Origin of the sequence: Enterobacter sp. LU1, assembly GCF_008271405.2 — a bacterium.
Taxonomy (GTDB): domain Bacteria; phylum Pseudomonadota; class Gammaproteobacteria; order Enterobacterales; family Enterobacteriaceae; genus Enterobacter; species Enterobacter hormaechei_C.
Genome location: NZ_CP043438.2, coordinates 3,842,159 through 3,868,247, shown reverse-complemented (window position 1 = coordinate 3,868,247; position 26,089 = coordinate 3,842,159). Strand labels below are relative to the sequence as shown.

Below are 26,089 nucleotides of genomic sequence, written 5' to 3'. Positions count from 1 at the left end.
CGGCAATATTGCCTGAAACCCATCGGTTTCTGAGTTGAGGAATCACACGTAATGAGCGATATGGCAGAGCGCCTCGCGCTACATGAATTCACGGAAAACGCCTACCTGAACTACTCCATGTACGTCATCATGGACAGGGCGTTGCCGTTTATCGGGGATGGCCTGAAGCCCGTTCAGCGCCGCATCGTCTATGCGATGTCCGAACTGGGACTGAATGCTACCGCCAAGTTTAAGAAATCCGCCCGTACCGTCGGCGACGTGCTGGGTAAATACCATCCGCACGGCGACAGCGCCTGCTATGAAGCGATGGTGCTGATGGCCCAGCCGTTCTCTTATCGCTATCCGCTGGTGGATGGCCAGGGGAACTGGGGGGCGCCGGACGATCCGAAATCCTTCGCGGCAATGCGTTATACCGAATCCCGCCTGTCTAAATATGCCGAAGTGCTGTTGGGCGAGCTGGGGCAGGGGACGGTCGACTGGGTGCCAAACTTCGACGGTACGATGCAGGAGCCGAAGATGCTGCCTGCGCGTCTGCCGAACATCCTGCTGAACGGCACGACCGGTATCGCCGTGGGCATGGCGACGGACATTCCGCCGCACAACCTGCGTGAAGTGGCAAAAGCCGCCATCACCCTGATTGAGCAGCCGAAAACCTCGCTGGACGATCTGCTGGATATTGTGCAGGGGCCGGACTATCCGACCGAAGCCGAGATCATCACCTCGCGCGCGGAAATCCGCAAAATCTACCAGAACGGCCGTGGCTCCGTGCGCATGCGCGCGGTGTGGACCAAAGAAGACGGGGCCGTGGTGATCACCGCGCTGCCGCACCAGGTGTCCGGTGCGAAGGTGCTGGAGCAGATCGCCTCCCAGATGCGCAATAAAAAGCTGCCGATGGTGGACGACCTGCGCGACGAATCGGACCACGAAAACCCGACCCGTCTGGTGATCGTGCCGCGCTCTAACCGCGTGGACATGGAGCAGGTGATGAACCACCTGTTCGCCACTACCGATCTGGAAAAAAGCTACCGCATCAACCTGAACATGATCGGTCTGGACGGTCGTCCGGCGGTGAAAAACCTGCTGGAGATCCTCACCGAATGGCTGGCCTTCCGCCGCGATACGGTGCGCCGTCGTCTGAACCATCGTCTGGAAAAAGTGCTTAAGCGCCTGCATATCCTCGAAGGTTTGCTGGTGGCGTTCCTCAACATTGACGAAGTGATCGAGATCATTCGTACCGAGGACGAACCTAAGCCTGCCCTGATGTCGCGCTTTGGCATCAGCGAAACCCAGGCCGAAGCGATCCTCGAACTGAAATTGCGCCATCTCGCCAGACTGGAAGAGATGAAGATCCGCGGCGAGCAGAACGAGCTGGAAAAAGAGCGCGATCAGCTTCAGGCGATTCTGGCGTCCGAGCGCAAGATGAACACCCTGCTGAAGAAAGAGTTGCAGGCCGATGCCGACGCCTTTGGCGACGACCGTCGTTCTCCGCTGCACGAGCGCGAAGAGGCGAAGGCGATGAACGAGCACGACATGCTGCCTTCCGAGCCGGTGACCATCGTGCTTTCCCAGAGCGGCTGGGTACGTAGCGCCAAAGGCCACGATATCGACGCGCCGGGTCTGAGCTACAAATCCGGTGACAGCTTCAAGGCGGCGGTGAAGGGCAAGAGTAACCAGCCGGTGGCGTTCATCGACTCCACGGGCCGCAGCTACGCCATCGACCCGATCACGCTGCCGTCTGCGCGCGGCCAGGGCGAACCGCTAACCGGCAAGCTGACGCTGCCGCCGGGCGCCACGGTGGACCATATGCTGATGGAGGCCGACGATCAAAAACTGCTGATGGCGTCTGATGCGGGCTACGGCTTTATCTGTACCTTCAACGATCTGGTGTCGCGTAACCGTGCTGGTAAGGCGCTGATTAGCCTGCCGGATAACGCACACGTCATGCCGCCGCTGATCATCGAGAACGAAAGCGACATGCTGCTGGCGATCACCGCTGCCGGACGCATGCTGATGTTCCCGGTCAGCGATCTGCCGGAGCTGTCGAAAGGGAAGGGCAACAAGATCATCAGTATCCCGTCAGCGGAAGCGGCAAAAGGCGTCGATGGCCTCGCGCATCTCTTCCTGCTGCCGCCGCAGAGCACGCTGACCATTCATGTCGGCAAGCGTAAAATCAAACTGCGTCCGGAAGAGTTGCAGAAGGTGGTGGGTGAGCGTGGACGTCGCGGCTCACTGATGCGCGGCCTCCAGCGAATCGACCGCGTGGAGATCGACTCGCCGGCGCGCAGCAAAGCGGACGACAGCGAAGAGTAACCTGTTTCATCCCCCCTCTTTCCGGAGGGGGAATTACCATAAAATTTCCCGTAAAAACGTTGTTAATTCGTGCGTTGCGATTAACAATACGCGCTCGTAATAAAGTCCTTACCTGGCCACAGGTGAAGTATAATTGTCAGCTGTCAGGGCTTCAGAGGTCGCTATGCTATACATTGTTCGTCTCATTCTTACCGTTATTTATTGCATTCTGGTCTGTATTTTCGGATCGATTTATTGCCTGTTCAGCCCGCGTAACCCAAAGCATGTCGCGACGTTTGGCCACATGTTTGGTCGTCTTGCGCCGCTGTTTGGCCTGAAGGTTGAAAAGCGTCTGCCTGAAGGGGCGGAGAATTTCGGTAACGCCATCTATATCGCTAACCATCAGAACAACTACGATATGGTGACGGCCTCAAATATTGTTCTTCCGCCGACCGTAACCGTGGGTAAAAAAAGCCTGCTGTGGATCCCGTTTTTCGGTCAGCTGTACTGGCTCACCGGTAACTTACTGATTGACCGTAACAACCGCGCCAAAGCGCATGGCACCATTGCGGAAGTGGTGGATCAGTTTAAAAAGCGCCGGATTTCCATCTGGATGTTCCCGGAAGGGACGCGCAGCCGTGGTCGCGGCCTGCTGCCGTTTAAGACCGGCGCGTTTCATGCTGCAATTGCGGCAGGCGTTCCAATTATTCCCGTGTGTGTTTCCAATACATCGAATAAGATTAATCTTAACCGTCTGAATAACGGACTGGTCATTGTCGAAATGCTGCCGCCGGTAGATACCTCAAAATACGGTAAAGACCAGGTGCGCGAGCTGGCCACGCACTGCCGCGAGCTGATGGCTCAGCATATTGCGCAGCTCGATAAAGAAGTTGCAGAGCGAGAAGCCGCCGGTAAGATTTGACCCGGTGTCGTGTAAGGGAAAACGAATTCCCGCGTTGTTAGTCGTTTCAGATGGAGCTTATATGTCACTCAGTCGGCGTCAGTTTATTCAGGCTTCGGGTATCGCCCTTTGTGCGGGTGCGATGCCGCGGACAGCCAGCGCCGCCGGGCAGCAACAGCCGCTGCCTATTCCGCCGTTGATTGAATCCCGTCGCGGGCAGCCGCTATTCCTCACGCTTCAGCGTAGCCACTGGTCCTTTACCCAGGGAACGCGCGCGCAGGTATGGGGCATTAACGGACGCTACCTCGGGCCGACCATTCGCGTGTGGAATGGCGATGACGTTAAGCTCATCTACAGTAACCGTACGACGGAAAATGTCGCGATGACCGTCAGTGGTTTGCAGGTGCCGGGGCCGCTGATTGGCGGCGCGGCACGCATGATGTCGCCGAATGCCGACTGGGCGCCCGTCCTCCCGATTCGTCAGAGCGCGGCGACATTGTGGTATCACGCCAACACCCCGAACCGCACCGCCCAGCAGGTCTACAACGGCCTGGCCGGAATGTGGCTGATTGAAGATGAGGTCAGCAAAACGCTGCCGATCCCGAATCACTACGGCGTTGATGATTTCCCGATCATTATTCAGGACAAGCGGCTGGATAACTTCGGCACGCCGGAGTACAGCGAGCCGGGCAGCGGTGGTTTTGTGGGCGATACGCTGCTGGTTAACGGCGCGCAAAGCCCGTATGTTGAAGTGTCTCGTGGCTGGGTGCGCCTGCGTCTGCTGAATGCTTCTAACTCGCGTCGCTATCAGTTGCAGATGAGCGACGGCCGCGCGCTGCACGTGATTTCAGGCGATCAGGGGTTATTACCTGCGCCGGTATCGGTAAAACAGCTGGCGCTGGCGCCGGGCGAACGTCGTGAGATCCTCGTGGATATGACCAACGGGGATGAAGTGTCCGTGACCTGCGGCGAAGCGGCAAGCATTGTTGACCGTATTCGCGGCTTCTTTGAACCGTCGAGCGTGCTGGTCTCCACGCTGGTGCTGACGCTGCGCCCGACCGGCCTGTTGCCGCTGGTGACCGACAGCCTGCCGATGCGCCTGCTGCCGCAGGAGATTGTGACCGGCCCGGCAGTACGCAGTCGCGATATCAGCCTTGGCGACGATCCGGGCATCAACGGTGCGCTGTGGGACGTAAACCGCATTGATATCACCGCCCAACAGGGAACATGGGAGCGCTGGACCGTCCGCTCGGAGATGCCGCAGTCGTTCCATATTGAAGGGGTGTCATTCCTGATCCGCAACGTCAACGGGGCGATGCCGTTCCCGGAAGACAGGGGCTGGAAAGATACCGTCTGGGTGGATGGCCAGGTCGAACTGCTCGTCTACTACGGCCAGCCTTCCTGGCCGCACTTCCCGTTCCTGTTCCACAGCCAGACGCTGGAGATGATGGACAGGGGATCGGTAGGGCAGATGCTGGTGAATCCGGCACCGTAAAACGAGTCGGGTGGCGGCTTCGCCTTACCCGACCTACAGGCCCGTAGGCCCGGTAAGCGTAGCGTCACCGGGCAATAAATACCCCTTCATTTCCCCCGGTAAACCAGCGTATAATCCCGCTCCTTTTGTCTATTTTTTCTTCGGAAGCATTATGAGCGCTATTTCCCTGATCCAGCCGGATCGCGACCTCTTCTCCTGGCCCCAGTACTGGGCAGCCTGCTTTGGACCGGCGCCGTTCCTGCCGATGTCCCGGGAAGAGATGGATCAACTGGGCTGGGACAGCTGCGATATCATTCTGGTAACGGGCGATGCGTATGTCGATCACCCGAGCTTTGGCATGGCGATCTGTGGCCGTATGCTTGAAGCCCAGGGCTTCCGCGTGGGGATCATCTCCCAGCCTGACTGGAACAGCAAAGACGACTTTATGCGTCTGGGCAAGCCTAACCTGTTTTTCGGCGTGACCGCGGGCAACATGGACTCGATGATCAACCGCTATACCGCCGACCGTAAGCTGCGCCATGACGACGCTTACACGGCTGACAACGTGGCGGGTAAACGTCCCGATCGCGCGACCCTCGTCTACACCCAGCGATGCAAAGAAGCATGGAAAGACGTGCCGGTGATCCTGGGCGGCATCGAGGCGAGCCTGCGCCGCACCGCACACTACGACTACTGGTCTGATACCGTGCGCCGTTCGGTGCTGGTGGATTCGAAAGCCGACATGCTGATCTTCGGCAACGGCGAGCGTCCGCTGGTGGAGGTGGCGCATCGCCTGGCGCAGGGTGAAGCGGTCAGCGAGATCCGCGACGTACGCAACACCGCGATCATGGTGAAAGAGGCGCTGCCGGGCTGGAGCGGGGTGGATTCCCGCATTATCGATATGCCGGGCAAAATCGACCCTATCCCACATCCGTACGGTGACGATCTGCCGTGCGCGGATAACAAACCGGTTGAGCCGAAGAAAGCGGAAGCAAAGGCCGTGGTGGTGCAGCCGCCGCGTCCAAAGCCGTGGGAAAAAACCTATGTGCTGCTGCCGTCTTACGAAAAAGTAAAAAGCGATAAAGTACTCTACGCCCACGCATCGCGCATCTTACACCATGAAACCAACCCCGGCTGCGCGCGCGCTCTGATGCAAAAGCACGGCGAGCGCTATGTCTGGGTTAACCCACCGGCGATCCCGCTCTCTACCGAAGAGATGGACAGCGTCTTTGCTCTGCCGTACAAGCGTGTGCCGCATCCGTCATATGGCAACAGCCGTATTCCGGCTTACGAGATGATCCGTTTCTCAATCAACATCATGCGCGGCTGCTTCGGCGGGTGCTCCTTCTGTTCGATCACCGAACACGAAGGCCGTATTATTCAGAGCCGTTCCGAAGAGTCGATTGTTAACGAGATCGAAGCGATTCGCGACACGGTGCCAGGCTTTACCGGCGTGATCTCCGATCTGGGTGGTCCAACGGCCAACATGTACATGCTGCGCTGTAAATCGCCGCGCGCCGAGCAGACCTGCCGTCGTCTCTCCTGCGTCTATCCGAGCATTTGCGAGCATATGGACACCAACCACGAGCCGACGATCAATCTTTACCGTCGCGCCCGTGACCTGAAAGGCATCAAGAAGATCCTGATCGCCTCCGGCGTGCGTTACGACATTGCGGTGGAAGATCCGCGCTACATCAAAGAGCTGGCGACGCACCACGTTGGCGGTTATCTGAAGATCGCCCCGGAGCACACCGAAGAAGGCCCGCTGTCCAAAATGATGAAGCCAGGCATGGGCAGCTATGACCGCTTTAAACAGCTGTTTGATACCTATTCAAAACAGGCGGGGAAAGAGCAGTATCTGATCCCATACTTCATCTCCGCACACCCCGGCACCCGTGATGAAGACATGGTGAACCTGGCGCTGTGGCTGAAGCAGCGTCGATTCCGTCTGGATCAGGTGCAGAACTTCTACCCGTCGCCGCTCGCCAACTCGACGACCATGTATTACACCGGCAAAAACCCGCTGAGTAAGATTGGTTATAAGAGCGAAGACGTGGTGGTGCCGAAAGGGGATAAACAGCGCCGTCTGCATAAAGCGCTGCTGCGCTATCACGATCCGAAAAACTGGCCGCTGATCCGTCAGGCGCTGGAAGAGATGGGGAAAAAGCACCTGATCGGCTCGCGTCGTGATTGCCTGGTGCCAGCGCCAACGCTGGAAGAGATGCGCGAAGCGCGCCGCCAGAACCGCAACACGCGCCCGGCGCTGACCAAGCACACGCCTATTGCGCATCAGCGTTCGAACGGTGTTGCGGGAACGAAGAAGAACGTAAAACGTAAGACCGGTTAAACCTGTAACAATGCCCGGTGGCGCTGCGCTTACCGGGCCTACAGGTCTAACCCTCTCCCCTCCGGGGAGAGGGCAGGGTGAGGGGATTACCCGCCAAACTGATCCGGGTCCGGCCCAAGCCGTTTGCCCTGATCCAGCTTCGCAATTTCACCCAGCTCGTCTTTATCCAGGCGGAAATCCCAGACGTCGAAGTTCTCGGCGATACGCGATGGCGTGACCGATTTCGGGATCACCACCAGACCGCTATCCAGATGCCAGCGAATGACGATCTGCGCCGGGGTTTTACCGTACTTATCCGCCAGTTCACGGATGATTTTCTGGTCAAACACCCCTTCGCCGCCCTGAGCCAACGGGCTCCAGGATTCGGTCTGGATCTTGTGCGTGGCGTTCCATGAATGAAGCTGGCGCTGCTGCATCAGCGGGTGCAGCTCAATCTGGTTAATCACCGGCGCGACGCCCGTTTCATCAATCAGGCGTTGCAGATGATGAACCTGGAAATTACAGACGCCGATGCTTTTTATCAGCCCCTCTTTTTGCAGTTCAATCATCCCTTTCCAGGCATCAACGTAATGGTCGATAGCCGGTACCGGCCAGTGCATGAGATAAAGATCGACGAAATCGAGCTGGAGTTTCTCCAGACTCTCCTGCAACGCTTCGCGGGGACGCTTTTGATCGTCGTTCCACAGCTTGGTGGTGATGAAAAGCTCATCCCGGGGAACGCCGGCGCTGGCAAGCGCTTTTCCCACGCCGTCCTCGTTTTTATAGGCGGCGGCGGTATCGATGGACCGATAGCCGACTTCCAGGGCTTTATGAATGGCGGAGACGACCTCGTCGTTACCGGCTTTCCATACACCTAGCCCCAGCTGGGGCATCACGTTGCCGTCCTGTAGCTTGATTACGGTTTGGTTTGCCATTTTTCCTCCTTCAGGTGCTCATCGCCGGAGGGAACCTCCGACGATGTGATGTGCATTAAGTCTGGACGAAATGTCAAAAAACGAAAGTCAGGATCCTAAAAACGCTTAGCGTGCCGCTTCGTAAATACGACGGCTGACGTCCAGGGTGATGTCGCCATGCTCGCCGATCTGCGTCATACCGTGTGCTTCCAGTTTCGCCAGCAGGGCAGGGATGGAGCTGCCGTCCAGGCCGTAGCCAGAGAGACGCGTTGGCACGCCCAGGCTTTCAAAGAAGTGACGGGTGGCTTCAATCGCGGCATCGATACGCGCATCGTCGGAACCGTCGGTGATGTTCCACACGCGTTCGGCGTACTGGAGCAGTTTGGCGCGTTTAGCGTCACGTTTTTCGTTCCACAGCGCAGGCAGAACCACCGCCAGCGTCTGGGCGTGATCCAGGCCGTGCATCGCCGTTAGCTCGTGGCCGAGCATATGGGTAGCCCAGTCCTGCGGCACGCCTGCGCCGATCAGGCCGTTCAGCGCCTGGGTGGCAGCCCACATCACGTTGGCACGCACGTCGTAATTTTCAGGCTCTTTCAGCGCTTTTGGACCTTCTTCAATCAGCGTCAGCAGAATGCCTTCCGCGAAACGATCCTGAATTTTGGCGTTTACCGGGTAAGTAACGTACTGCTCAACGGTGTGAACAAAGGCGTCGACCACGCCGTTCGCCACCTGACGCGCAGGCAGGGTATAGGTGTAAACCGGATCGAGGATCGCGAACACGGGCTGAACGTGTTCGTTCATAAAGGCCTGCTTGTCACCGGTGGTTTTACGGGAGATGACCGCGCCTTTGTTGGACTCTGATCCGGTGGCCGGCAGCGTCAGCACGGAGCCCATCGGGATCGCACTGCTGATGTCGCTGCCGCCCGTTTCCAGAATATGCCACGGGTCGATGTCGTCAGCGTAATGGGCCGCCGCCGCGATGAATTTGGTGCCGTCCAGCACGGAGCCGCCGCCGACCGCCAGCAGGAAGGTAATTTGCTCCTCACGGGCGATTTTTACCGCGTTCATCAGCGTTTCATAAGACGGGTTAGGCTCGATACCGCCGAACTCGCGCACGTTCAGTCCGTCCAGGGCGCTGTAAACCTGATCCAGCACGCCGGTTTTTTTCACGCTGCCGCCACCGTAGGTGATCAGCACACGGGCGTCAGCGGGGATTTGCGCGCGCAGGTCGGCGATGGTGTCTTTACCAAACAGAATGCGGGTTGGGGTATGAAGATTAAAGTTGTTCATGGCTTGTTCCCTGTAGTGGGTAAAAAATCGTGGTGGCGCAGAAGGCAACCTGATGCTGCTCATTGTGGCGGGCAGGCGCTATCCTCTCAATGCACATTCCTGCCGATGTCTTGCCCATTTCTACAGCGCGCTGGAGAAACGGTAAGAAAATGCGCACACTGTCAGCGTCGGAAACCGTACCCGGAGTAACTGAAAATGAACCGTGATGCCATCTGCCGCCAGCTAACGTCGCAGATTAAAAGACTGATAGATAACGGAAATGATTCGGCTGAGCTGCTGCCGGATATCCGATTGCTGTACGGTACCCAGCCCGGGACGCGCACCCCGGTGATGTATCAGCCCGGCATCGTGTTTCTCTTTTCTGGCCATAAGATTGGCTATATCAATGAGCGCGTGTTCCGTTACGACACCAATGAATATCTGCTTCTGACAGTACCTTTACCCTTCGAATGTGAAACTTTCGCGACAGAGGAGGTACCGCTGGCCGGGATCCGCGTCAACGTCGACATCCTCCAGTTGCAGGAGCTGCTGATGGAGATTGGGGAGGACGAACTTTTCCGGCCGTCAATGGCGGCAAGCGGTATCAACTCCGCGACCCTGTCGGAGGAAATTCTCTGCGCGATTGAACGCCTGTTAGACGTGATGGAAAGGCCGCTGGATGCGCGTATTCTCGGAAAACAGATTATCCGCGAAATTCTTTACCATGTGCTGCTGGGACCGGGCGGCGGGGCGCTGCTGGCGCTGGTAAGCCGGCAAACGCACTTCAGCCTGATTAGCCGCGTGCTGAAGCGCATCGAGAGCCAGTACACGGAAAACCTCAGCGTTGACCAGCTGGCGGCGGAAGCCAATATGAGCGTCTCGGCGTTTCACCATAACTTTAAATCTGTCACCAGCACGTCACCGTTGCAGTACCTCAAAACCTACCGTCTGCATAAGGCGCGGATGCTGATGATCCACGATGGCATGAAGGCCAGCGCCGCGGCGATGCGGGTCGGGTATGAAAGCGCGTCGCAGTTTAGTCGGGAGTTTAAGCGCTACTTCGGCGTCACGCCGGGGGAAGATGCGTCACGTATAAGAACCATGCAGGGAGCCTGAGGGGAAACGGAGGCCGGGTAAGCGGTAGCGCCACCCGGCTTTTATTTATGCGCTGCAATACTTTTTCTTAATCACCACCGCAATGGTACCCACCAGCCCTGCAACCAGCAGGAAAATCGGCAGGATCATCAGGAAGGTCATCACCTGGTCTTCATGGCGCTTAACAAAGGGGATCATATTCAGCGCGTAGCCGAGCGTGGTGACCACGCCTACCCAGAGCAGGGCGCTCAGCCAGTTGAAGAACTGGAAGCGGCGGTTAGAGAGGCCTGAAATACCCGCCATGGTAGGCAACAGGGTACGAACAAACGCCAGAAAACGCCCGGCAAGTAACGCCAGCAGGCCGTGACGGTCAAACATGCAGGTCGCGCGCTGGTGATATTTATGCGGCAGCTGCGCCAGCCAGCCTTTCACCACGCGAGTGTTTCCAAGCCAGCGCCCTTGCAGGTAGCTCAGCCAACAGCCGAGACTGGCCGCAGAGGTGAGGATCACCATTGTCGGTGCGAAGTCCATCACGCCCTTGCCGATTAACGCCCCTGCGAGCAGGAGCAGGCTGTCACCGGGTAAAAATGAGGCTGGCAGTAATCCATTTTCCAGAAACAGCGTCGCGAACATCACGAAATAGACAATCCCGACGACATGCGGGTCCGCCAGCGCGGCAAAATCGTGTTGCCAGAGCGCCGTGATGATATTTTGAATAACAGCCATGGACTTTCCTGTGGAACAGCAGATATAACGCTATTGTACTCCCAATTTTGCCTGTCGGGGTTGATCGCAGGCGCATCTCATACAGACTTTTCTGCTTGCGGTGTTCAGAATAGCGTCCGGGGAGTACATTTCAGCCAGCACTTTACACGATGCGCTCAAATCCTGCCGATAAATCCGCAATTAAATCGTCCACATTTTCCAGCCCAATATGCAGGCGGATTAAGGTCCCCTCGAAGTCCACCTCGCCGCCCGGGCGCAGGGCCGCAATCTGCTCCGGCTGGTTGGGCAGGATCAGCGATTCAAACCCACCCCATGAATAGGCCATGCTGAAGAGGGTAAAGTTATCCAGATAGCTTGCCAGTTCGGCGTCATTCAGGCGCTTTTTAAGAACAAATGAGAACAACCCGCTGCTACCCGTAAAGTCACGTTGCCAGTATTCGTGGCCCTTGCTGCCCGGCAGCGCCGGATGGTTAACGCGCTCCACCTGCGGATGCAGCGCCAGCCACTGTGCAATTTGCAGGCTGCTTTCGTGATGCTGACGCAAACGCACACCGAGCGTACGGATGCCCCGGCTGGTCATGTAGGCGGTATCGGCATCCACCATCTGGCCCATCAGGTAGGCGTTTTCACGCAATTGATCCCAGCAGCGGGCGTTAGACACCGCCGTACCGATCATGCCGTCGGAATGGCCAATCAGGTATTTGGTCGCCGCCTGAATGGAGATATCGATGTCAAATTCCAGGGCTTTAAACAGCACACCTGCCGCCCAGGTGTTGTCGATCATGATGATCGCTTCCGGCGCTATGCTGCGCACCGCCTTCACGATGGCCGGGACGTCATGCACTTCCATGGTGATGGAGCCGGGAGATTCCAGGAACACAACGCGCGTGTTGGGCTGAATAAGCGCGGCAATACCGGCCCCAATCAGCGGATCGAACCAGCTGGTGGTGACGCCGAGCTTGCTGAGTATTTTGGTGCAGAAGTCCTGGCTTGGCTCGTAGGCGGTATTGGTCATCAGGACGTGGTCACCCTGTTCCACAAACGCCAGAATGGTATTGGCGACCGCCGCCGCGCCGCACGGGAACAGCGCGCAGCCCGCGCCGCCCTCCAGTTCGCACATGGCTTCCTGCAACGAGAAATGGGTTAACGTGCCACGACGACCGTAAAACAGCCCGCCCTTCGCGCGATTACGCGTAGCGATTTTTTTATCTTCAACGGTATCAAACACCAGCGAGGAGGCGCGCTGGATCACGCTGTTTACCGAGCCCTGCGTGTATTTCTTACTGCGTCCTGCCTGCACCAGCGTGGTCTCAAGCTGCTTTTTAGTCATGTTCGCTAACCTTTTTTTTATACGTCTGGACGTCCAGACTACCACGATTGTCAGAATGTGCATCCGGATGCTTATCGAATAAGCAGAAAATATTATCAAAAATTCGCATAAGAAATTTTTACTGCGTAAGCGCAAGGAAAGTGAGCGAAAATTACGGCACTATGTAAATACTAATGAGAACTACTATCAATTCGACGACGTTTTGATATTATTACGTTCAGATTTTGTGATTTGCGTCCTGGAGATACAGAGTGGGTAATAATTTGATGCAGACGGATCTCTCCGTTTGGGGCATGTATCAACATGCTGACATCGTAGTTAAGATTGTGATGATCGGCCTGATTCTGGCGTCCGTGATCACCTGGGCTATCTTCTTCAGCAAGAGCGCCGAACTTCTTTCACAAAAACGCCGCCTCAAGCGTGAGCAGAAGCAGCTGGCGGAAGCCCGCTCTCTGGATCAGGCTTCTGATATCACCTCATCCTTCCATGCGAAAAGCCTGACTACCCTGTTAGTGAACGAAGCGCAGAACGAGCTGGAACTCTCCGCAGGCAGTGAAGATAACGAAGGCATTAAAGAGCGTACCGGCTTCCGTCTGGAGCGTCGCGTTGCGGCCGTGGGTCGTCATATGGGCCGCGGTAACGGCTACCTGGCGACTATCGGCGCCATCTCCCCGTTCGTCGGCCTGTTCGGTACCGTCTGGGGCATCATGAACAGCTTTATCGGTATCGCCCAGACGCAGACCACTAACCTTGCGGTCGTCGCGCCGGGTATCGCAGAAGCGCTGCTGGCCACGGCTATCGGTCTGGTTGCCGCTATCCCGGCGGTTGTTATCTATAACATCTTCGCGCGCATGATTGGCAGTTACAAAGCCACACTGGGTGACGTTGCCGCGCAGGTTCTGCTGCTGCAAAGCCGCGATCTGGACCTGAACGCCAGCGCCGTTAAACCGGTACATGCGGCGTCCAAACTGCGCGTAGGTTGATTGTATGGCAATGCGTCTTAATGAAAATCTGGACGATAACGGTGAAATGCATGAGATCAACGTGACGCCGTTTATCGACGTCATGCTGGTTCTGCTGATTATCTTTATGGTTGCCGCACCGCTGGCGACGGTGGACGTGAAGGTGAATCTGCCTGCGTCCTCCAGCCAGCCGCAGCCGCGTCCGGAAAAACCTATCTACCTGTCCGTGAAGGCCGATAAGTCCATGTTCCTGGGCAACGATCCGGTAACGGATGCCTCGGTTATTCCGGCGCTGGACCAGCTGACCGGCGGCAAGAAAGACACCACCGTCTTCTTCCGCGCGGATAAAACCGTCGATTATGAAACCATGATGAAGGTAATGGACACGCTGCATCAGGCGGGATACCTGAAGATTGGTCTGGTCGGCGAAGAGAAAGCGGCCGCGAAGTAAAACGAAAGCTTTTGCAGCCTTCCCTGCCGGGTGGCGGCGTCGCCTTACCCGGCCTGCATTCCGCAACAATCATTGTTGACTCACACTGAAGGCGCCGTCGGCGCCTCTTCATCAAGCGCTACACAGGTCACGTTTGAAGTTCGGTAATGACCTTCCGAGAGTTTACGGGTCAGGCGCAGGGTGGCTGTCTCGCGTGCCAGCAGGTACTGATAGTTCGCCTCCAGTCGCCCGAGGATCTTCTCTTTAAGCTCAGGGCGCTGTTCAATAATGGCGTTCATCACCGCGCCGTAAATCTCCTCCTTGGCCTGCAAGGCGTAAATCTCCCGACGATTCTGCCATTTCAGGCGCACCAGCGTGGCCGGAATCGAAACCAAATCCTGCGTAATTCGCGTCATCTCGTCATTTTTTATCTTTTTCAGGGCGTCGAGATTCTGCTTTAAGATAAATTCATCGCTTTTCTTATCATCTAAAGTCAAATAAACGTTATTACCGCTGTCATCATTCACGTTAATCTTCCCCCAGGTTATAAAAAATGGGATTGTTTTTTTCACGCGTAATTAAATTAAGCCAAATTTCATTGCCGGCCTCATTTATTTGCTGCGTTTTCTCGGTCATTATTTGACTTAGCGTCTGGGCATCTATTTCCCCTTCGGCCTGTAAATCATTTAGTAGATGAACTAAGGCTTCAATCTTGATGGCGCGAAATAAACGCTCTTTTAAATGGCGATCGTGCTCTTCCAGCACCATATTACGGGATTTGCCGGTGCGTGAAACACCAATTAATATGTCGGCTTCATAGTCGGAGAGTTTTCTTTTTCCTTGAGTGAAATTCGCCTCTTTATCTGCTTCCGTCGAAGGCTGTTCCACAGGCGTAATGTGGTACTTTGCCGGGACAAGATTGTCGGGCAGCATTTTAATTTCCTTTAATTTCAAAAAAGGTGGGGATGGAAAAAGGTTGAGATTCGTTGACAATAACATGAGGCAATTTTAAAATCAAAAAAAATGGAGCCTACCCATGAACAGCATTTTCTTTACGGTCATAACGTTACTATTACTGACCGCTGGCGTGCTTTTATTGATGCAAGAGTTAAATAAAACGAAAGCGTCAAAAGACGTCAGTGAACCGCCGCAGCCTGAATTGATGTCGAAAGAGGAGGGGGAAGATCATTTCTCCGTATTGATGAACGCCGTGACGCCGGTCTGGTACTGGCGGGTAAATCACGAATATATCGATTTTCTCCATGCGACAATTAAGCGAATGAAAATGGCTGAAATTAATGATACGCCCGGCCTGTTCGACGCGCAGCGCCGTTGTAGCGACCTTAATTCGGCGGTTTATAAATATTACGACAATATCAAAAAGCGCTGTCTGAATGGCGAGAAGGTGTCGTACTCCGATTTAGACGTATTAAATCTGCGCCAGTGTTTTCGCGAGTTTAGCCTGGAAGCCTACCCGGAACTGGTCGCGCTGGTCTGGCCGGAGTATGCGCGTCCGGATGTGGATCCCAACGAGGTATAGTTGAGATATACTGAGTGCTGGTTTCGTTTGCAGACAGGATTTTATGGAACGCTTCTTTGAAAACGCAATGTATGCCTCTCGCTGGCTGCTCGCACCCGTCTATTTTGGTCTCTCCCTGGCGTTGGTCGCCCTGACGATCAAGTTCTTCCAGGAGATATTTCACGTCCTGCCAAACATTTTCTCCGTGGCAGAAGCCGATTTGATTCTGGTTCTGCTGTCGCTGGTGGATATGACGCTGGTGGGGGGGTTACTGGTGATGGTGATGTTCTCCGGTTATGAGAATTTCGTCTCTCAGCTTGATATCGCCGAGCACAAAGAAAAGCTCAACTGGCTGGGGAAGATGGACGCCTCATCGCTGAAGAATAAAGTCGCGGCGTCGATTGTGGCGATTTCGTCTATACACCTGTTACGCGTCTTTATGGACGCGAAAAACGTCCCGGATAATAAGCTGATGTGGTATGTGATTATCCACCTGACGTTTGTGCTGTCGGCGTTTATGATGGGGTATCTGGATAAGATCAGTAAGAAATAAATCCACCACGCCCCTCACCCTAACCCCCTCCCCGGAGGGGAGAGGGACAGGGTGAGGGCAGCAGGCCGCACTATTTATTTATCCGACGACGCCTGCCACAAATTCAGCTCACCATCCGCAACGTGCTGGTCAATCCGCGTCAGTTCATCTTCGCTAAAGCGCAGGTTATTCAGCGCCTGAACGTTCTCTTCCAGCTGCTCCGGGCGGCTCGCGCCAATCAGCACCGACGTTACACGCTCATCTTTCAACAGCCAGCTTAGCGCCATCTGCGCCATCGTCTGCCCGCGCGCGTGCGCCATCTCGTTCAGCAAACGAAGGCTGCTCAGGTTGGCTTCCGTCAGCATTTTCTCCGTCAGGCCGCGCACTTTTTTCCCTTCGCGTTGCATACGTGAACCGTCCGGAATACCGTTCAGGTATTTTCCGGTGAGCAGGCCCTGTGCCAGCGGGGTAAAGGCGATACAGCCCGTTCCGTTTTTCTCCAGCGCGTCCAGCAGGCCGGTCTTGTCGACCCAGCGGTTAAGCAGGTTGTAAGACGGCTGGTGGATCAAAAGCGGGATCTTCCACTCGCGCATCAATTCGGCCATTACCGCCGTGCGTTCCGTGGAGTAGGACGAAATGCCGACGTACAGCGCTTTTCCGCTCTGCACCGCGTGCGCCAGCGCGGAGGCGGTCTCTTCCATCGGTGTGTTTTCGTCTACGCGGTGAGAATAGAAAATATCCACATACTCCACACCCATGCGTTTCAGGCTCTGGTCGAGGCTGGCGAGCAGGTATTTACGTGAACCGCCCGAACCATACGGCCCTGGCCACATGTCGTAGCCCGCTTTGGTGGAGATGATCAGCTCGTCACGATACCCGGCAAAATCCTCCCGCAGCAGACGGCCAAAATTCTCTTCAGCGCTGCCTGGTGGGGGGCCGTAGTTGTTGGCAAGGTCAAAGTGGGTAATACCGAGATCGAAGGCCTTACGCAGCAGCGCGCGCTGGGAATCGAGCGGCTGAACGTGACCGAAGCTGTGCCACAGGCCCAGCGACAGTGCCGGTAAGCGCAGGCCGCTTTTGCCGCAGTATCGGTACTGCATGTTTTCGTATCGGCCGGTGTAAGGGTGCCAGGACATGATGTCTCCTTTCTTGTCGGTGAATTTTCGAAACAACGTTTTCATTCTATGCCGACTCGATAACAAAAAAGTATATTTTCTGCGGTATCTGCCGATAAAGAGGGTAGTACTCGCCTCTGGGCGAATTCACCCTCACGGCAAGGAATACTCAATGAAGATGCTTCGTAATTTCACCATCCGTTTCGTCATGCTGACGATACTGGGGATCTTTTGTGTCATGTGGGCAGGCGTGGGGCTTTACAGCACCTGGTCTCTGTCTCGTGTTTCTGATGGTAATGATGTTGACCGCCAGCTGGTCCGGCAAATGACGGTGCTGAGCCAGGGCAACGATCAGTATTTCCGTTTCGTCACCCGCCTGAGCCGGGCGATGGAAGTTAAAGCGGCGGGCGGCACGCCGGACCTGGCTCCTGCACAGCAGGCGCTGGATAACATGAGTAAAAAGCTAGCAGAGATGAAAGCTATCTCTCCGGGCCCGATGGATGAAAAGGTGTCTGCGCAGGTGATTTCCACCTGGCAGGCGCTGCTCGATCGTGGCGTGACGCCGCAGATGGCGCAGGCGAAGCAGGCGACGCTCGAAGGCTATCGTCAGCATGCCAACAACGTCACGCCGCCGCTAAGCCGTGCATTCGGGTCAGCGGCTGAGAACTTTAACAACACCGCGGCGAAGGCGCTCGACAGCACGCGCGTGGTGGTCGACGGCCTCACCAGCATGACCCGGACGGTGATTATCACCGCCACGATCGTGGGTCTGTTGATCCTGCTGTTCACCGACCGCTACCTGGTGGCGATACTGGTAAAACCGCTGGATCGTATCCGTCAGCAGTTCCGCCAGATTGCGCAGGGCGATCTCAGCCAGCCGATTGAATCCTTTGGCCGCAACTGCGTGGGGCAACTGGTGCCGCTGCTGAGCGCCATGCAGGACAGCCTGCGGGAAGCGGTCAGCACGATTCGTTCCGGCAGCGAGAATATCTGGCGCGGGGCAACGGAGATCTCCAGCGGGAATAACGATCTCTCTTCGCGTACCGAAGAGCAGGCCGCCGCGCTGGAAGAGACCGCGGCCAGCATGGAGCAGCTAACCGCAACGGTGAAGCTGAACGCCGAAAGCGCGCGCCAGGCCAGCCAGCTTGCGGATGTCGCCTCCAGTACGGCCAGCCGCGGCGGCTCGCTGGTGGAAGATGTGGTCACAACCATGAGCGGCATTTCGGACAGCTCGAAAAAAATCGCTGAAATCACTACCGTCATCAACAGCATCGCCTTCCAGACCAATATTCTGGCGCTGAACGCCGCGGTGGAAGCGGCCCGGGCCGGGGAGCAGGGGCGGGGCTTTGCGGTCGTGGCGGGTGAGGTGCGTAATCTGGCCAGCCGCAGCGCGAATGCGGCAAAAGAGATCGAAGGGCTGATTGCAGATTCCGTTGCCCGCGTGGAGCAGGGGGCGCAGCTGGTGAACGATACCGGCACCACGATGGAAGCGATCCTGCGCGACGTGACGGAAGTGACCGTCATTATGAAGCAGATCGCCACCGCGTCAGAGGAGCAGAGCAAAGGTATTTCTCAGGTCGGCGTTGCCATCACGCAGATGGACGGCGTGACCCAGCAGAACGCCTCGCTGGTGGAGCAGGTTTCCGCCGCCGCCGCCGCACTTGAACGGCAGACCGAAGAACTCCAGCGCTCAGTGCAGAAATTCCGTCTCACCGCGTAACCTCTCGTGTCAGGCCGTCTCTGGCGGCCTGACGTTTATCGCTCTGAATAATCTGTGTCACCTGTGACAGCTGACCAATTTTCACTTCACTTGCCCGCATAAATTTACTTTTGTCGATCAGCAGCAGCGACTGGCTGGCGCGGTTTAACAGCAGCGCCTTAAAGCCCGCGTTGTGCTCGGACGGATCCCAAAGGACGCCATGCTCATCGACCCCTTCACACGAGAAGATGAACAGATCGATCTCCAGCCCTTTTAGCTGCGTCACCAGCGCCGGGTTAACATAGCAGCGATACTTACGCTCAAGCGTTCCGCCGGAGCAGATAAGCGTGATCCGCTCGCGCTTTGCCATCTCGTGGCAGATAGGCAGGCTGTTGGTAAATACGGTGAGGTCGATGTCCGGCAACTGGCGCGCCAGATGAAAGCAGGTTGAGCTGGCGTCGAGGGCGATGGTCATCCCTTCGCTGATCCAGCCCAGCGCGTGGCGGGCAATATCGGCTTTGTCGGCATAATGGCTTTTCAGGCGTGCGCCAAAGGGTTCACCGCTGTCGCGGCTGTCCGGATGAATCAGACGCGCGCGCCCGTGCTGGCGCAGAAGCTTCCCCTGCTGCTGCAACGACTTCAGATCCCGGCGGATGGTCTCTTTGCTGACGGAGAGCTTTTCAGCCAGCACATCGGTAGTCAGCCAGTCGCTTTTGCTCAGCAAGGTGATAAGACTCTGCTGTCGGGTCGCTTTTAGCGTCTGGTCTGACATACGAGGCTCCTTGCGCACGCGTGCTGACGCATTTTTCTCATCGCGGAAGAAGGGCGGCGAACCGCCCGGTCATGGATCAACCCTGACGTTTATCTTCCGTCTGGGTATCGAAGTCGCTTGCTGAATGACGCTCATGTAACTGCTCGTTCAGCTCGCCGTTGGTACGGTTAACAATGCGCCCGCGTTTAACAGCCGGACGATTCGCCACATCTTTTGCCCAGCGCTGCACGTTGGTGTACTTCCCGGCATCCAGGAACTCGGCGGCGTTATACACGCTGCCCAGCGCCACGCAGCCAAACCATGGCCAGACTGCCATATCCGCAATGGTATATTCCTCACCCGCTACGTAACGACCGCGCGCCAGCTGTTTGTCCAGCACGTCGAACAGGCGTTTAGCTTCCATGGTGAAGCGATCGATAGCGTACTCAATCTTCACCGGTGCGTAGTTATAGAAGTGGCCAAAACCGCCGCCGAGGAACGGGGCCGCGCCCTGTAACCAGAACAGCCAGTTCAGGGTTTCCGTTCGTCCTGCCGGATCTTTTGGCAGGAAGTGACCAAATTTCTCGGCCAGGTAGAGCAGGATATTGCCGGATTCAAAGACGCGCGTCGGCGGGGTGGTGGAGTGGTCACGCAGGGCCGGGATCTTCGAGTTCGGGTTCACGTCGACAAAACCGCTGGAGAACTGATCGCCCTCACCAATGCGGATTAACCATGCGTCGTATTCCGCGCCCGTCACGCCCAGCGCCAGCAGCTCTTCCAGCATGATGGTAACTTTCTGTCCATTCGGCGTACCGAGAGAGTACAGCTGGAGCGGGTGCGCGCCCACAGGTAGCTCTTTCTCGTGCGTCGCGCCCGAGACGGGACGGTTGATATTGGCGAACGCGCCGCCGTTATTCTGTTTCCATTCCCACACTTTCGGTGGCTGATAGGTGTTATCTGACATGTTGGCCTGCCTTTTTGGTGTTGTGTTGAGGCAGTGTAGCAGGAGATGCAGGAACCGTTTAACGATGCGAGCGTAATGGGCAGGGCGGGTGTATGATAACGCCACCTCTGTCAGTTAATTACAACGTGCAGACGACGACAACCCAACAAAAAAATTGCCGCCTGCCTGTTTTAGGTTGGACACATGCGTAAAGGAACGTTAAGCAGTGACGCACCCTTCGGGACGTTATTAGGTTATGCGCCGGGTGGCGTGGCGATTTACTCTTCAAATTACGGCAGTCTCGATCCGCGTCACTACCCGGAAGACGCGGAATTCCGCAGCTATATCGGCAACGAATACATGGGCCATAAATGGCAGTGCGTTGAGTTTGCGCGCCGTTTCCTGTTTCTCAATCACGGGTTTGTTTTTACCGACGTCGGGATGGCGTGGGAGATCTTCTCCCTGCGTTTTTTGCGCCAGGTGGTAAACGACAATATTTTGCCGCTACAGGCCTTTGCTAATGGCTCAAAACGCGCGCCGCAGGCCGGTGCGCTGCTCATCTGGCAAAAGGGCGGTGAGTTTCATGAAACCGGCCACGTCGCCGTCATTACCCAGCTGCTGGATGACAGAGTGCGCATTGCCGAGCAGAACGTTATTCACTCCCCGCTGCCGATGGGGCAGCAGTGGACGCGCGAGCTGCGTCTGAGCGTGGAGGACGGTTGCTATACGCTTCATGACACGTTCAACGATACCGAGATCCTCGGCTGGATGATCCAGACGGAGGAGACGGAACACAGTATTCCTCAGCCGGAGATCGACGGTGAACTGCTGAAAATCAGCGGCGCGCGATTGAAGAACAACCGTCAGTTCGACGGAAAATGGCTCAATGAAAACGACGCCCTGCAACAGGCGTACGTTCGCGCCAACGGCCACGTTATCAACAACGATCCCTGCCAGTACTTCACCATTACCGAAAGCGCCGAGCAGGAGCTGATCAAAGCCACCAACGAACTGCATCTGATGTACCTTCATGCCACCGACAAGGTGCTGAAAGACGACAGCTTACTCGCGCTTTTCGACATCCCGAAAATTCTCTGGCCGCGTCTGCGCCTTTCCTGGCAGTGGCGTCGTCACCATATGATCACCGGTCGTATGGATTTCTGCATGGATGAACGCGGCATCAAGGTTTACGAGTACAACGCGGATTCCGCCTCCTGCCATACCGAGGGCGGGCTCATTCTTGAAGAGTGGGTGAAAAACGGCTATCGCGGCACCGGCCACAATCCGGCGGAAGGCTTGCTGGAGGAGCTGACCGGCGCATGGAAGCACAGCCACGCGCGGCCGTTCGTCCATATCATGCAGGACAACGATATCGAAGAGGATTACCACGCGCTCTTTATTCAGCGCTCGCTGATCCAGGCCGGGTTTGAAACCAAAATCCTGCATGGACTGGGGGCGCTGAGCTGGGATGCCGCCGGGCAACTGATTGATGATGAAGGCCGTCACGTCAACTGCGTATGGAAAACCTGGGCGTGGGAAACGGCGATTGAGCAGATCCGCGAGGTGAGCGAAACCGAGTACGCCGCCGTGCCTATCCGCACCGGTCACCCGCAAGGTGAAGTGCGCCTGATTGACGTCCTGCTGCGCCCGGAAGTGCTGGTCTTTGAACCGCTGTGGACGGTGATCCCAGGTAACAAGGCGATCCTGCCGGTGCTGTGGCAGCTGTTCCCGAACCACCGTTACCTGCTGGATACCGATTTTGAGGTCAACGATCTGCTCAAACGGACCGGTTATGCCGTTAAACCGATCGCCGGACGCTGCGGGAGCAATATCGATCTGATCGGCGCCCAGGACGAACTGCTGGACCAGTCCAGCGGCAAGTTTGTTGACCGCAAAAATATCTACCAGCAGCTATGGTGCCTGCCGAAGGTTGACGGCAGATACATTCAGGTCTGCACTTTTACCGTGGGCGGGAACTATGGCGGAACCTGTCTGCGCGGGGATGACTCGCTGGTGGTGAAGAAAGAGAGCGATATTGAACCGCTGATTGTGGTGAAAGATAAATAACGTCTCCCTGTTATAAAAACGCCCCCGCAGGGCATGTTGCGGGGGCGTTTCATTACTGCTCTTCCTCTTCCTGCTGCTCGCTGATCTTCAAATCAATGATCCGGCCAATCTGGTCATGGTAAACCGTCAGCAGGTTGTACTGGCTCATCTCGGACATAATTTGCGGCGTGACGTTAAAACTTTGGGCAAGCTCGTCATGGCGCAACATTACCGGATGACGCCGCCTCACATGCGCGCGGCGGCGATTGTACTGATACCACAGGATCAGCAGCCAGCCGTTGAACGCCGCAATCAGCAGATAGACCAGCACCGTATTAAAGGAGGCGATAATCACGCTCCAGCGGTGATCGCCCTCCTCGGTTAACTGCATCCACAGCCTGGCGTACAGAAAAAACAGGAATCCTCCCCAGGCTATCAGCGTTAATGCGGCATCGAAAAGACGCGGCGCCAGCCGATGTTCAGTCAAAATTAACGTATTCTCGTTCATTGGATGCTCCCTTTACCCCGGTCCGGACTGATCCAGCGCGCGCGGGCGCGTTTACGTTTAAGCATGACTTTCGGAAATGCCACGAGGGTGGTAAACAGGCCAATCATCCAGTACACCATCGGGAACCAGATTACCCAGAACAGCGAGCCTGCCACTTTCCGCTCGTAGCGCCGCTCGATATACAAACTGACGAGGAATTGCAGCAGGCACATCACGCCCAGCAGCAGCCCGGTAAACGCCGGGGGAAACAGGCTCGCAACGGCCAGGTTCGCGGGAAGAGGGATAATATGGCTGAGAATGAACAACACCACGGTCGCCCCATAGGCAAACGCCCACAGCGTTGATAGCGCGTACTCAAGAAACAGGGGCCACATGCGATGATGCTCCCAGCGGGCCATCTTGCGCAGGTTAACCAGAAACACCTCTGCACCCCCCTGCGCCCAGCGCAGACGCTGTTTCCACAGCCCCTTTAGCGTCTCCGGCATCAGGATCCAGCACAGCGCCCGCGGCTCGAAAAAGATATCCCAGTGGCGAAGCTGAAGCTTCCAGCTTATGTCGATATCCTCTGTGATCATGTCCGGGCTCCAGTACCCGACATCCGCCAGCGCCTGTCGGCGAAAGGCGGCGATGACGCCGGAGACGGTAAAGACCCGGCCATAGATCCGCTGCGTTCGCTTGATAAGGCCAATAATGGAAGAAAACTCGCCCACCTGAATGCGGCCAATCAGCGTTGAGCGCGTGCGAATACGCGGATTCCCGGTGACGGCCCCAACGTGGGGATACTGAATCAGCGGTGCCACCAGATACGCCGCGGTGTCGCGGTCGAGCAGGGCGTCGCCGTCAATGCAGACCAGCAAATCGCCCCGGGCCGCCGCAGCGCCGGCCTTGAGCGCCACGGCTTTCCCCTGGTTCTCCGCGAGATTAATCACCCGCAGGCGCGGTTGCTCTCGCGCCAGCTGTTGCAGTACCTCCGCCGTGTTATCAGAAGAACCGTCGTTGATGGCGATAACTTCCACATTCCAGTACCGCTGACCCAGCGCGGCGCTAATGGTCTCCCGTGCGTTGCGTTCCTCATTGAAGCAGGGAATAAGAATCGAGATTAACGGCTCACCGGCTAAGGCGGGGGCGGGTGTTGCGTTATCCCACGACCAGTGCCGTTCAAGCTGAAACCAGAAATAGAGGCCGCCGGTTACCCAGAGCACGGACATAAAAAGCGGCCAGAAAAAGACAAAGTCCAGAATCAGTTCGCCGGTAAACAGCGCGGCTACGCCTAACGGCAACCCGAATACCAGACACAAAATAGAGAAGGCGATAATGCGATCAGTCATTGTCAGGATACCAGTACGAAGAAAATTCAGGTCTGATACGTGAAATATCAGGTTGGTTGTTGAGGAAGTCGTCGGGGTAATAACCGTAATTTTTGATGCCGTTCAGCTGGAGCACCCGCATCCACTCCACCAGACGTTCATCGGCTACGGCACGCTGCGGTTTCTGTGCCCAGTTCCTGGCCTGTAGCTCAAAAATCGTTTTATTCAGCGCGCCGGGGCGTGCGGCGACGGCTTTGACTAAACGCGTCAGCCAGGCATTGCTCTCTTCTGCCGGGACGGACTCCATCAGCGGCATTGCCATCGGCACCGTCCAGTCGTAGGCCGCCAGAAAATCATCGAGATTTTGCGCAAACCATGCCTCGCTTTCCGGCTCGAGAATGGGCAACGCGAACATGTTCCGCGCGGTTTTGATCTGCGGGCCACGGATGTTTTTCACCGCCTGGCTCAGGGTGCGGGTAAAGCCGATAAGCCGCTGACTCTTCTGCCGGGTCGTGTCCTGCCCGGCATCGTCAACGTCCGTCAGCACCGCATCGTCATGAAATAAGATCCCATTGAAGCTGGCATAGCGGGCCAGATCTTCATAGATCTCCGTCACCTGCTGGCGAACCTGCGGACTCCACGGGGAGAGCCTGATATAGGGCTCGGCGGCCACGGTCAACGCTCCCGTTTGACGATCCCGGCGCTGCACGCGCGGCAAGGCTGGACTGAGATCGAAAGAGAGAACCGGCATCCACGCGAAGACTTTCACTCCCGCGCGGGTTTGTAGCTGCCAGGCGACAAAATTAAAGAGATCGGCCCGGACCGGGAGCCGACGGTTGGGGAAATAGAGCGCATCGATCCTGCCGTCGCCCCGCGGATCCGAAAACGCCTGGAGAAACACATGGCTGATTTTCATGTCGTAGACCCGCTGGACGAGTTTGTTGATGTTTTTCGTCTGCTGGGCCGGATCGGGATCGTAGACGTAATCGAGATCGACATGCATGACGCGCACCGGGTCAAACTCCTGAACGCGGCTAACCGTGTTGGAAAAGGTTTTTATCGACGGATTTCCAGCGATCAGCAGGCGCGGGATGTTGCCGAGGTCGCGCACGTTTCCCAGCCCGTCCTCCAGGGTAAAGGCCAACTGATAGCCCTGTTTCTGGGCGATAGCGAGCGACGTACCGTTGGCAGCCCCATAGGGCCACACCCAGGCACGCGGCGCTTTTCCCGTCACCTGGGTGATTTTATCGGTGACTTTGCGTACGTCTGCGGCGATCCGCTGGTTGAAGTGTTCATCGGTTTCGTAATGCCCCGTCGCGTTATCGAAAAAACGGTTGGCGATGGCGGGTTCACGGCTTCCCTGCGGGTTGGCCGGAATGCCGTAATGCGAGGCCCAGGTATGCGAGCCAATCTCAATCAGCGGGGACTGGCTGAGCTCGCGAACCATATCCCAGGTGGCAAAGCGATCGCGGGGCGTCATCAGACCGCCGAAGTTAACTTTTTGATTTGCCGGCGTATCCACCCAACTGCCCACCGGCGCCCACAGCGCAGGAACGTTCCAGGCCTGAAGCAGAGGCCAGACCCGGGTGTAAAAGCTGCTGTAGCCGTCGTCAAAGCTGAGCAAAACGGCTTTCGGCGGCAGCGCTTTTTTCCCTTCATGCGCATCCAGAATGTCCTGCACGCTGATGGCGTGATAGCCGTTGTGCAAAAGCCAGCTTATCTGCTCGTTTAACGCGCTGGTGCGAACGGAGAGGTAGCGCTGATCGGCGGCATCATCTTCAACGTCGTGGTAGGCCAGGACCAGAAACTGATTCTCCGGCCAGGGTTTGCTGGCCTCCAGCTGCGGCCTCTTTTCAGGGGCCATAAAGGAGAGCGGCTGCGCGCAGAGGCTCGCGCTGAGGCAGAGCCAGCCGATGACGATCAGGCTTATAGAAAAACGTGTGTTCAGCATAT

Annotated in this window: 23 protein-coding genes; 11 read left to right on the top strand and 12 right to left on the bottom strand. The window is 56.7% G+C overall.

Features of this window, described 5'->3' with window-relative positions:
• Nucleotides 1-51: 51 nt before the first annotated feature.
• The 4 genes from parC (at nt 52) to FZF21_RS18465 (ending at nt 7,011) form a co-directional block, all read left to right on the top strand.
• The gene (parC, locus tag FZF21_RS18480) at nt 52-2,310 is read left to right on the top strand and encodes a DNA topoisomerase IV subunit A (RefSeq protein ID WP_015571873.1); all 2,259 of its coding nucleotides are present in this window, start codon (nt 52-54) and stop codon (nt 2,308-2,310) included.
• 163 nt (nt 2,311-2,473) lie between these two features.
• Nucleotides 2,474-3,211 (top strand): 1-acylglycerol-3-phosphate O-acyltransferase, encoded by a 738-nt coding sequence (gene plsC / locus FZF21_RS18475; protein ID WP_003862497.1) that lies wholly within the window; start codon nt 2,474-2,476, stop codon nt 3,209-3,211.
• Between the two features lie 61 nt (nt 3,212-3,272).
• Entirely contained in the window at nt 3,273-4,685 is a 1,413-nt protein-coding gene (ftsP, locus tag FZF21_RS18470; protein WP_017384056.1) for a cell division protein FtsP, read from the top strand.
• 151 nt (nt 4,686-4,836) lie between these two features.
• Nucleotides 4,837-7,011 carry a YgiQ family radical SAM protein gene (locus FZF21_RS18465; RefSeq protein WP_063946001.1) on the top strand — a complete coding sequence of 725 codons (2,175 nt, stop codon included), beginning with the start codon at nt 4,837-4,839 and terminating at the stop codon, nt 7,009-7,011.
• Nucleotides 7,012-7,097: 86 nt separating this feature from the next.
• Here FZF21_RS18465 and dkgA read toward each other — a convergent pair whose 3' ends face one another.
• Together dkgA and yqhD are read right to left on the bottom strand one after the other, a co-directional pair.
• Nucleotides 7,098-7,925, bottom strand: a complete 828-nt coding sequence (dkgA, locus tag FZF21_RS18460; RefSeq protein WP_003862493.1) for a 2,5-didehydrogluconate reductase DkgA — start codon at nt 7,923-7,925, stop codon at nt 7,098-7,100.
• A 105-nt stretch (nt 7,926-8,030) separates the two neighbouring features.
• On the bottom strand, nt 8,031-9,194 hold the full coding sequence (gene yqhD / locus FZF21_RS18455) for an alcohol dehydrogenase (protein ID WP_149121179.1): 1,164 nt from the start codon (nt 9,192-9,194) through the stop codon (nt 8,031-8,033).
• A gap of 195 nt (nt 9,195-9,389) precedes the next feature.
• On the opposite strand from yqhD, the gene FZF21_RS18450 reads away from it, so the two are divergent.
• Nucleotides 9,390-10,289, top strand: coding sequence for an AraC family transcriptional regulator (locus FZF21_RS18450; protein WP_017382749.1), 900 nt, complete (start codon nt 9,390-9,392; stop codon nt 10,287-10,289).
• Nucleotides 10,290-10,334: 45 nt separating this feature from the next.
• Here FZF21_RS18450 and yghB read toward each other — a convergent pair whose 3' ends face one another.
• Together yghB and metC are read right to left on the bottom strand one after the other, a co-directional pair.
• Entirely contained in the window at nt 10,335-10,994 is a 660-nt protein-coding gene (gene yghB, locus FZF21_RS18445; RefSeq protein ID WP_015571869.1) for a DedA family general envelope maintenance protein YghB, read from the bottom strand.
• 142 nt (nt 10,995-11,136) lie between these two features.
• Nucleotides 11,137-12,324 (bottom strand): cystathionine beta-lyase, encoded by a 1,188-nt coding sequence (gene metC, locus FZF21_RS18440; RefSeq protein ID WP_015571868.1) that lies wholly within the window; start codon nt 12,322-12,324, stop codon nt 11,137-11,139.
• A 251-nt stretch (nt 12,325-12,575) separates the two neighbouring features.
• On the opposite strand from metC, the gene exbB reads away from it, so the two are divergent.
• Both exbB and exbD read left to right on the top strand, forming a co-directional pair.
• Nucleotides 12,576-13,307 (top strand): tol-pal system-associated acyl-CoA thioesterase, encoded by a 732-nt coding sequence (exbB, locus tag FZF21_RS18435; RefSeq protein WP_003862482.1) that lies wholly within the window; start codon nt 12,576-12,578, stop codon nt 13,305-13,307.
• A gap of 4 nt (nt 13,308-13,311) precedes the next feature.
• The gene (gene exbD, locus FZF21_RS18430; RefSeq protein WP_001251472.1) at nt 13,312-13,737 is read left to right on the top strand and encodes a TonB system transport protein ExbD; all 426 of its coding nucleotides are present in this window, start codon (nt 13,312-13,314) and stop codon (nt 13,735-13,737) included.
• Between the two features lie 80 nt (nt 13,738-13,817).
• On the opposite strand, the gene FZF21_RS18425 is transcribed toward exbD, so the two are convergent.
• Together FZF21_RS18425 and FZF21_RS18420 are read right to left on the bottom strand one after the other, a co-directional pair.
• A complete protein-coding gene (locus FZF21_RS18425; RefSeq protein ID WP_017382748.1) occupies nt 13,818-14,243 on the bottom strand; it encodes a hypothetical protein in 426 nt (141 codons plus the stop codon).
• 1 nt (nt 14,244) lies between these two features.
• Entirely contained in the window at nt 14,245-14,649 is a 405-nt protein-coding gene (locus tag FZF21_RS18420; protein WP_032649523.1) for a hypothetical protein, read from the bottom strand.
• 103 nt (nt 14,650-14,752) lie between these two features.
• Between FZF21_RS18420 and FZF21_RS18415 the strand changes: the two genes are divergently transcribed.
• Both FZF21_RS18415 and FZF21_RS18410 read left to right on the top strand, forming a co-directional pair.
• On the top strand, nt 14,753-15,256 hold the full coding sequence (locus FZF21_RS18415; RefSeq protein WP_023295431.1) for a hypothetical protein: 504 nt from the start codon (nt 14,753-14,755) through the stop codon (nt 15,254-15,256).
• A 43-nt stretch (nt 15,257-15,299) separates the two neighbouring features.
• Nucleotides 15,300-15,788: a TIGR00645 family protein gene (locus FZF21_RS18410; RefSeq protein ID WP_149121180.1), complete on the top strand. Its 489-nt coding sequence runs from the start codon at nt 15,300-15,302 to the stop codon at nt 15,786-15,788.
• Nucleotides 15,789-15,862: 74 nt separating this feature from the next.
• On the opposite strand, the gene FZF21_RS18405 is transcribed toward FZF21_RS18410, so the two are convergent.
• Complete coding sequence (locus tag FZF21_RS18405) at nt 15,863-16,903, bottom strand: aldo/keto reductase (RefSeq protein WP_063945999.1); 1,041 nt, start codon at nt 16,901-16,903, stop codon at nt 15,863-15,865.
• 151 nt (nt 16,904-17,054) lie between these two features.
• Here FZF21_RS18405 and FZF21_RS18400 point away from each other — a divergent pair, with 151 nt between their 5' ends.
• Complete coding sequence (locus FZF21_RS18400; protein ID WP_015571864.1) at nt 17,055-18,602, top strand: methyl-accepting chemotaxis protein; 1,548 nt, start codon at nt 17,055-17,057, stop codon at nt 18,600-18,602.
• Here the strand turns inward: FZF21_RS18400 and fucR are convergent.
• Both fucR and yghU read right to left on the bottom strand, forming a co-directional pair.
• Complete coding sequence (gene fucR / locus FZF21_RS18395; RefSeq protein WP_015571863.1) at nt 18,592-19,353, bottom strand: L-fucose operon activator; 762 nt, start codon at nt 19,351-19,353, stop codon at nt 18,592-18,594. The two genes, FZF21_RS18400 and fucR, sit on opposite strands and share 11 nt — an antisense overlap.
• Before the next feature lie 76 nt (nt 19,354-19,429).
• The gene (gene yghU, locus FZF21_RS18390) at nt 19,430-20,296 is read right to left on the bottom strand and encodes a glutathione-dependent disulfide-bond oxidoreductase (protein WP_003862465.1); all 867 of its coding nucleotides are present in this window, start codon (nt 20,294-20,296) and stop codon (nt 19,430-19,432) included.
• A gap of 183 nt (nt 20,297-20,479) precedes the next feature.
• Between yghU and gss the strand changes: the two genes are divergently transcribed.
• Nucleotides 20,480-22,342: a bifunctional glutathionylspermidine amidase/synthase gene (gss, locus tag FZF21_RS18385; protein ID WP_015571862.1), complete on the top strand. Its 1,863-nt coding sequence runs from the start codon at nt 20,480-20,482 to the stop codon at nt 22,340-22,342.
• A gap of 52 nt (nt 22,343-22,394) precedes the next feature.
• On the opposite strand, the gene pgaD is transcribed toward gss, so the two are convergent.
• The 3 genes from pgaD to pgaB are packed head-to-tail and all read right to left on the bottom strand — an operon-like array spanning nt 22,395 to nt 26,087.
• Entirely contained in the window at nt 22,395-22,829 is a 435-nt protein-coding gene (pgaD, locus tag FZF21_RS18380) for a poly-beta-1,6-N-acetyl-D-glucosamine biosynthesis protein PgaD (protein ID WP_149121181.1), read from the bottom strand.
• The gene (pgaC, locus tag FZF21_RS18375; RefSeq protein WP_015571860.1) at nt 22,826-24,157 is read right to left on the bottom strand and encodes a poly-beta-1,6-N-acetyl-D-glucosamine synthase; all 1,332 of its coding nucleotides are present in this window, start codon (nt 24,155-24,157) and stop codon (nt 22,826-22,828) included. The genes pgaD and pgaC overlap by 4 nt, the downstream gene beginning before the upstream one ends.
• The gene (gene pgaB / locus FZF21_RS18370) at nt 24,150-26,087 is read right to left on the bottom strand and encodes a poly-beta-1,6-N-acetyl-D-glucosamine N-deacetylase PgaB (RefSeq protein ID WP_047365735.1); all 1,938 of its coding nucleotides are present in this window, start codon (nt 26,085-26,087) and stop codon (nt 24,150-24,152) included. Before pgaB ends, pgaC begins: the two co-directional genes overlap by 8 nt.
• Nucleotides 26,088-26,089: the final 2 nt, after the last annotated feature.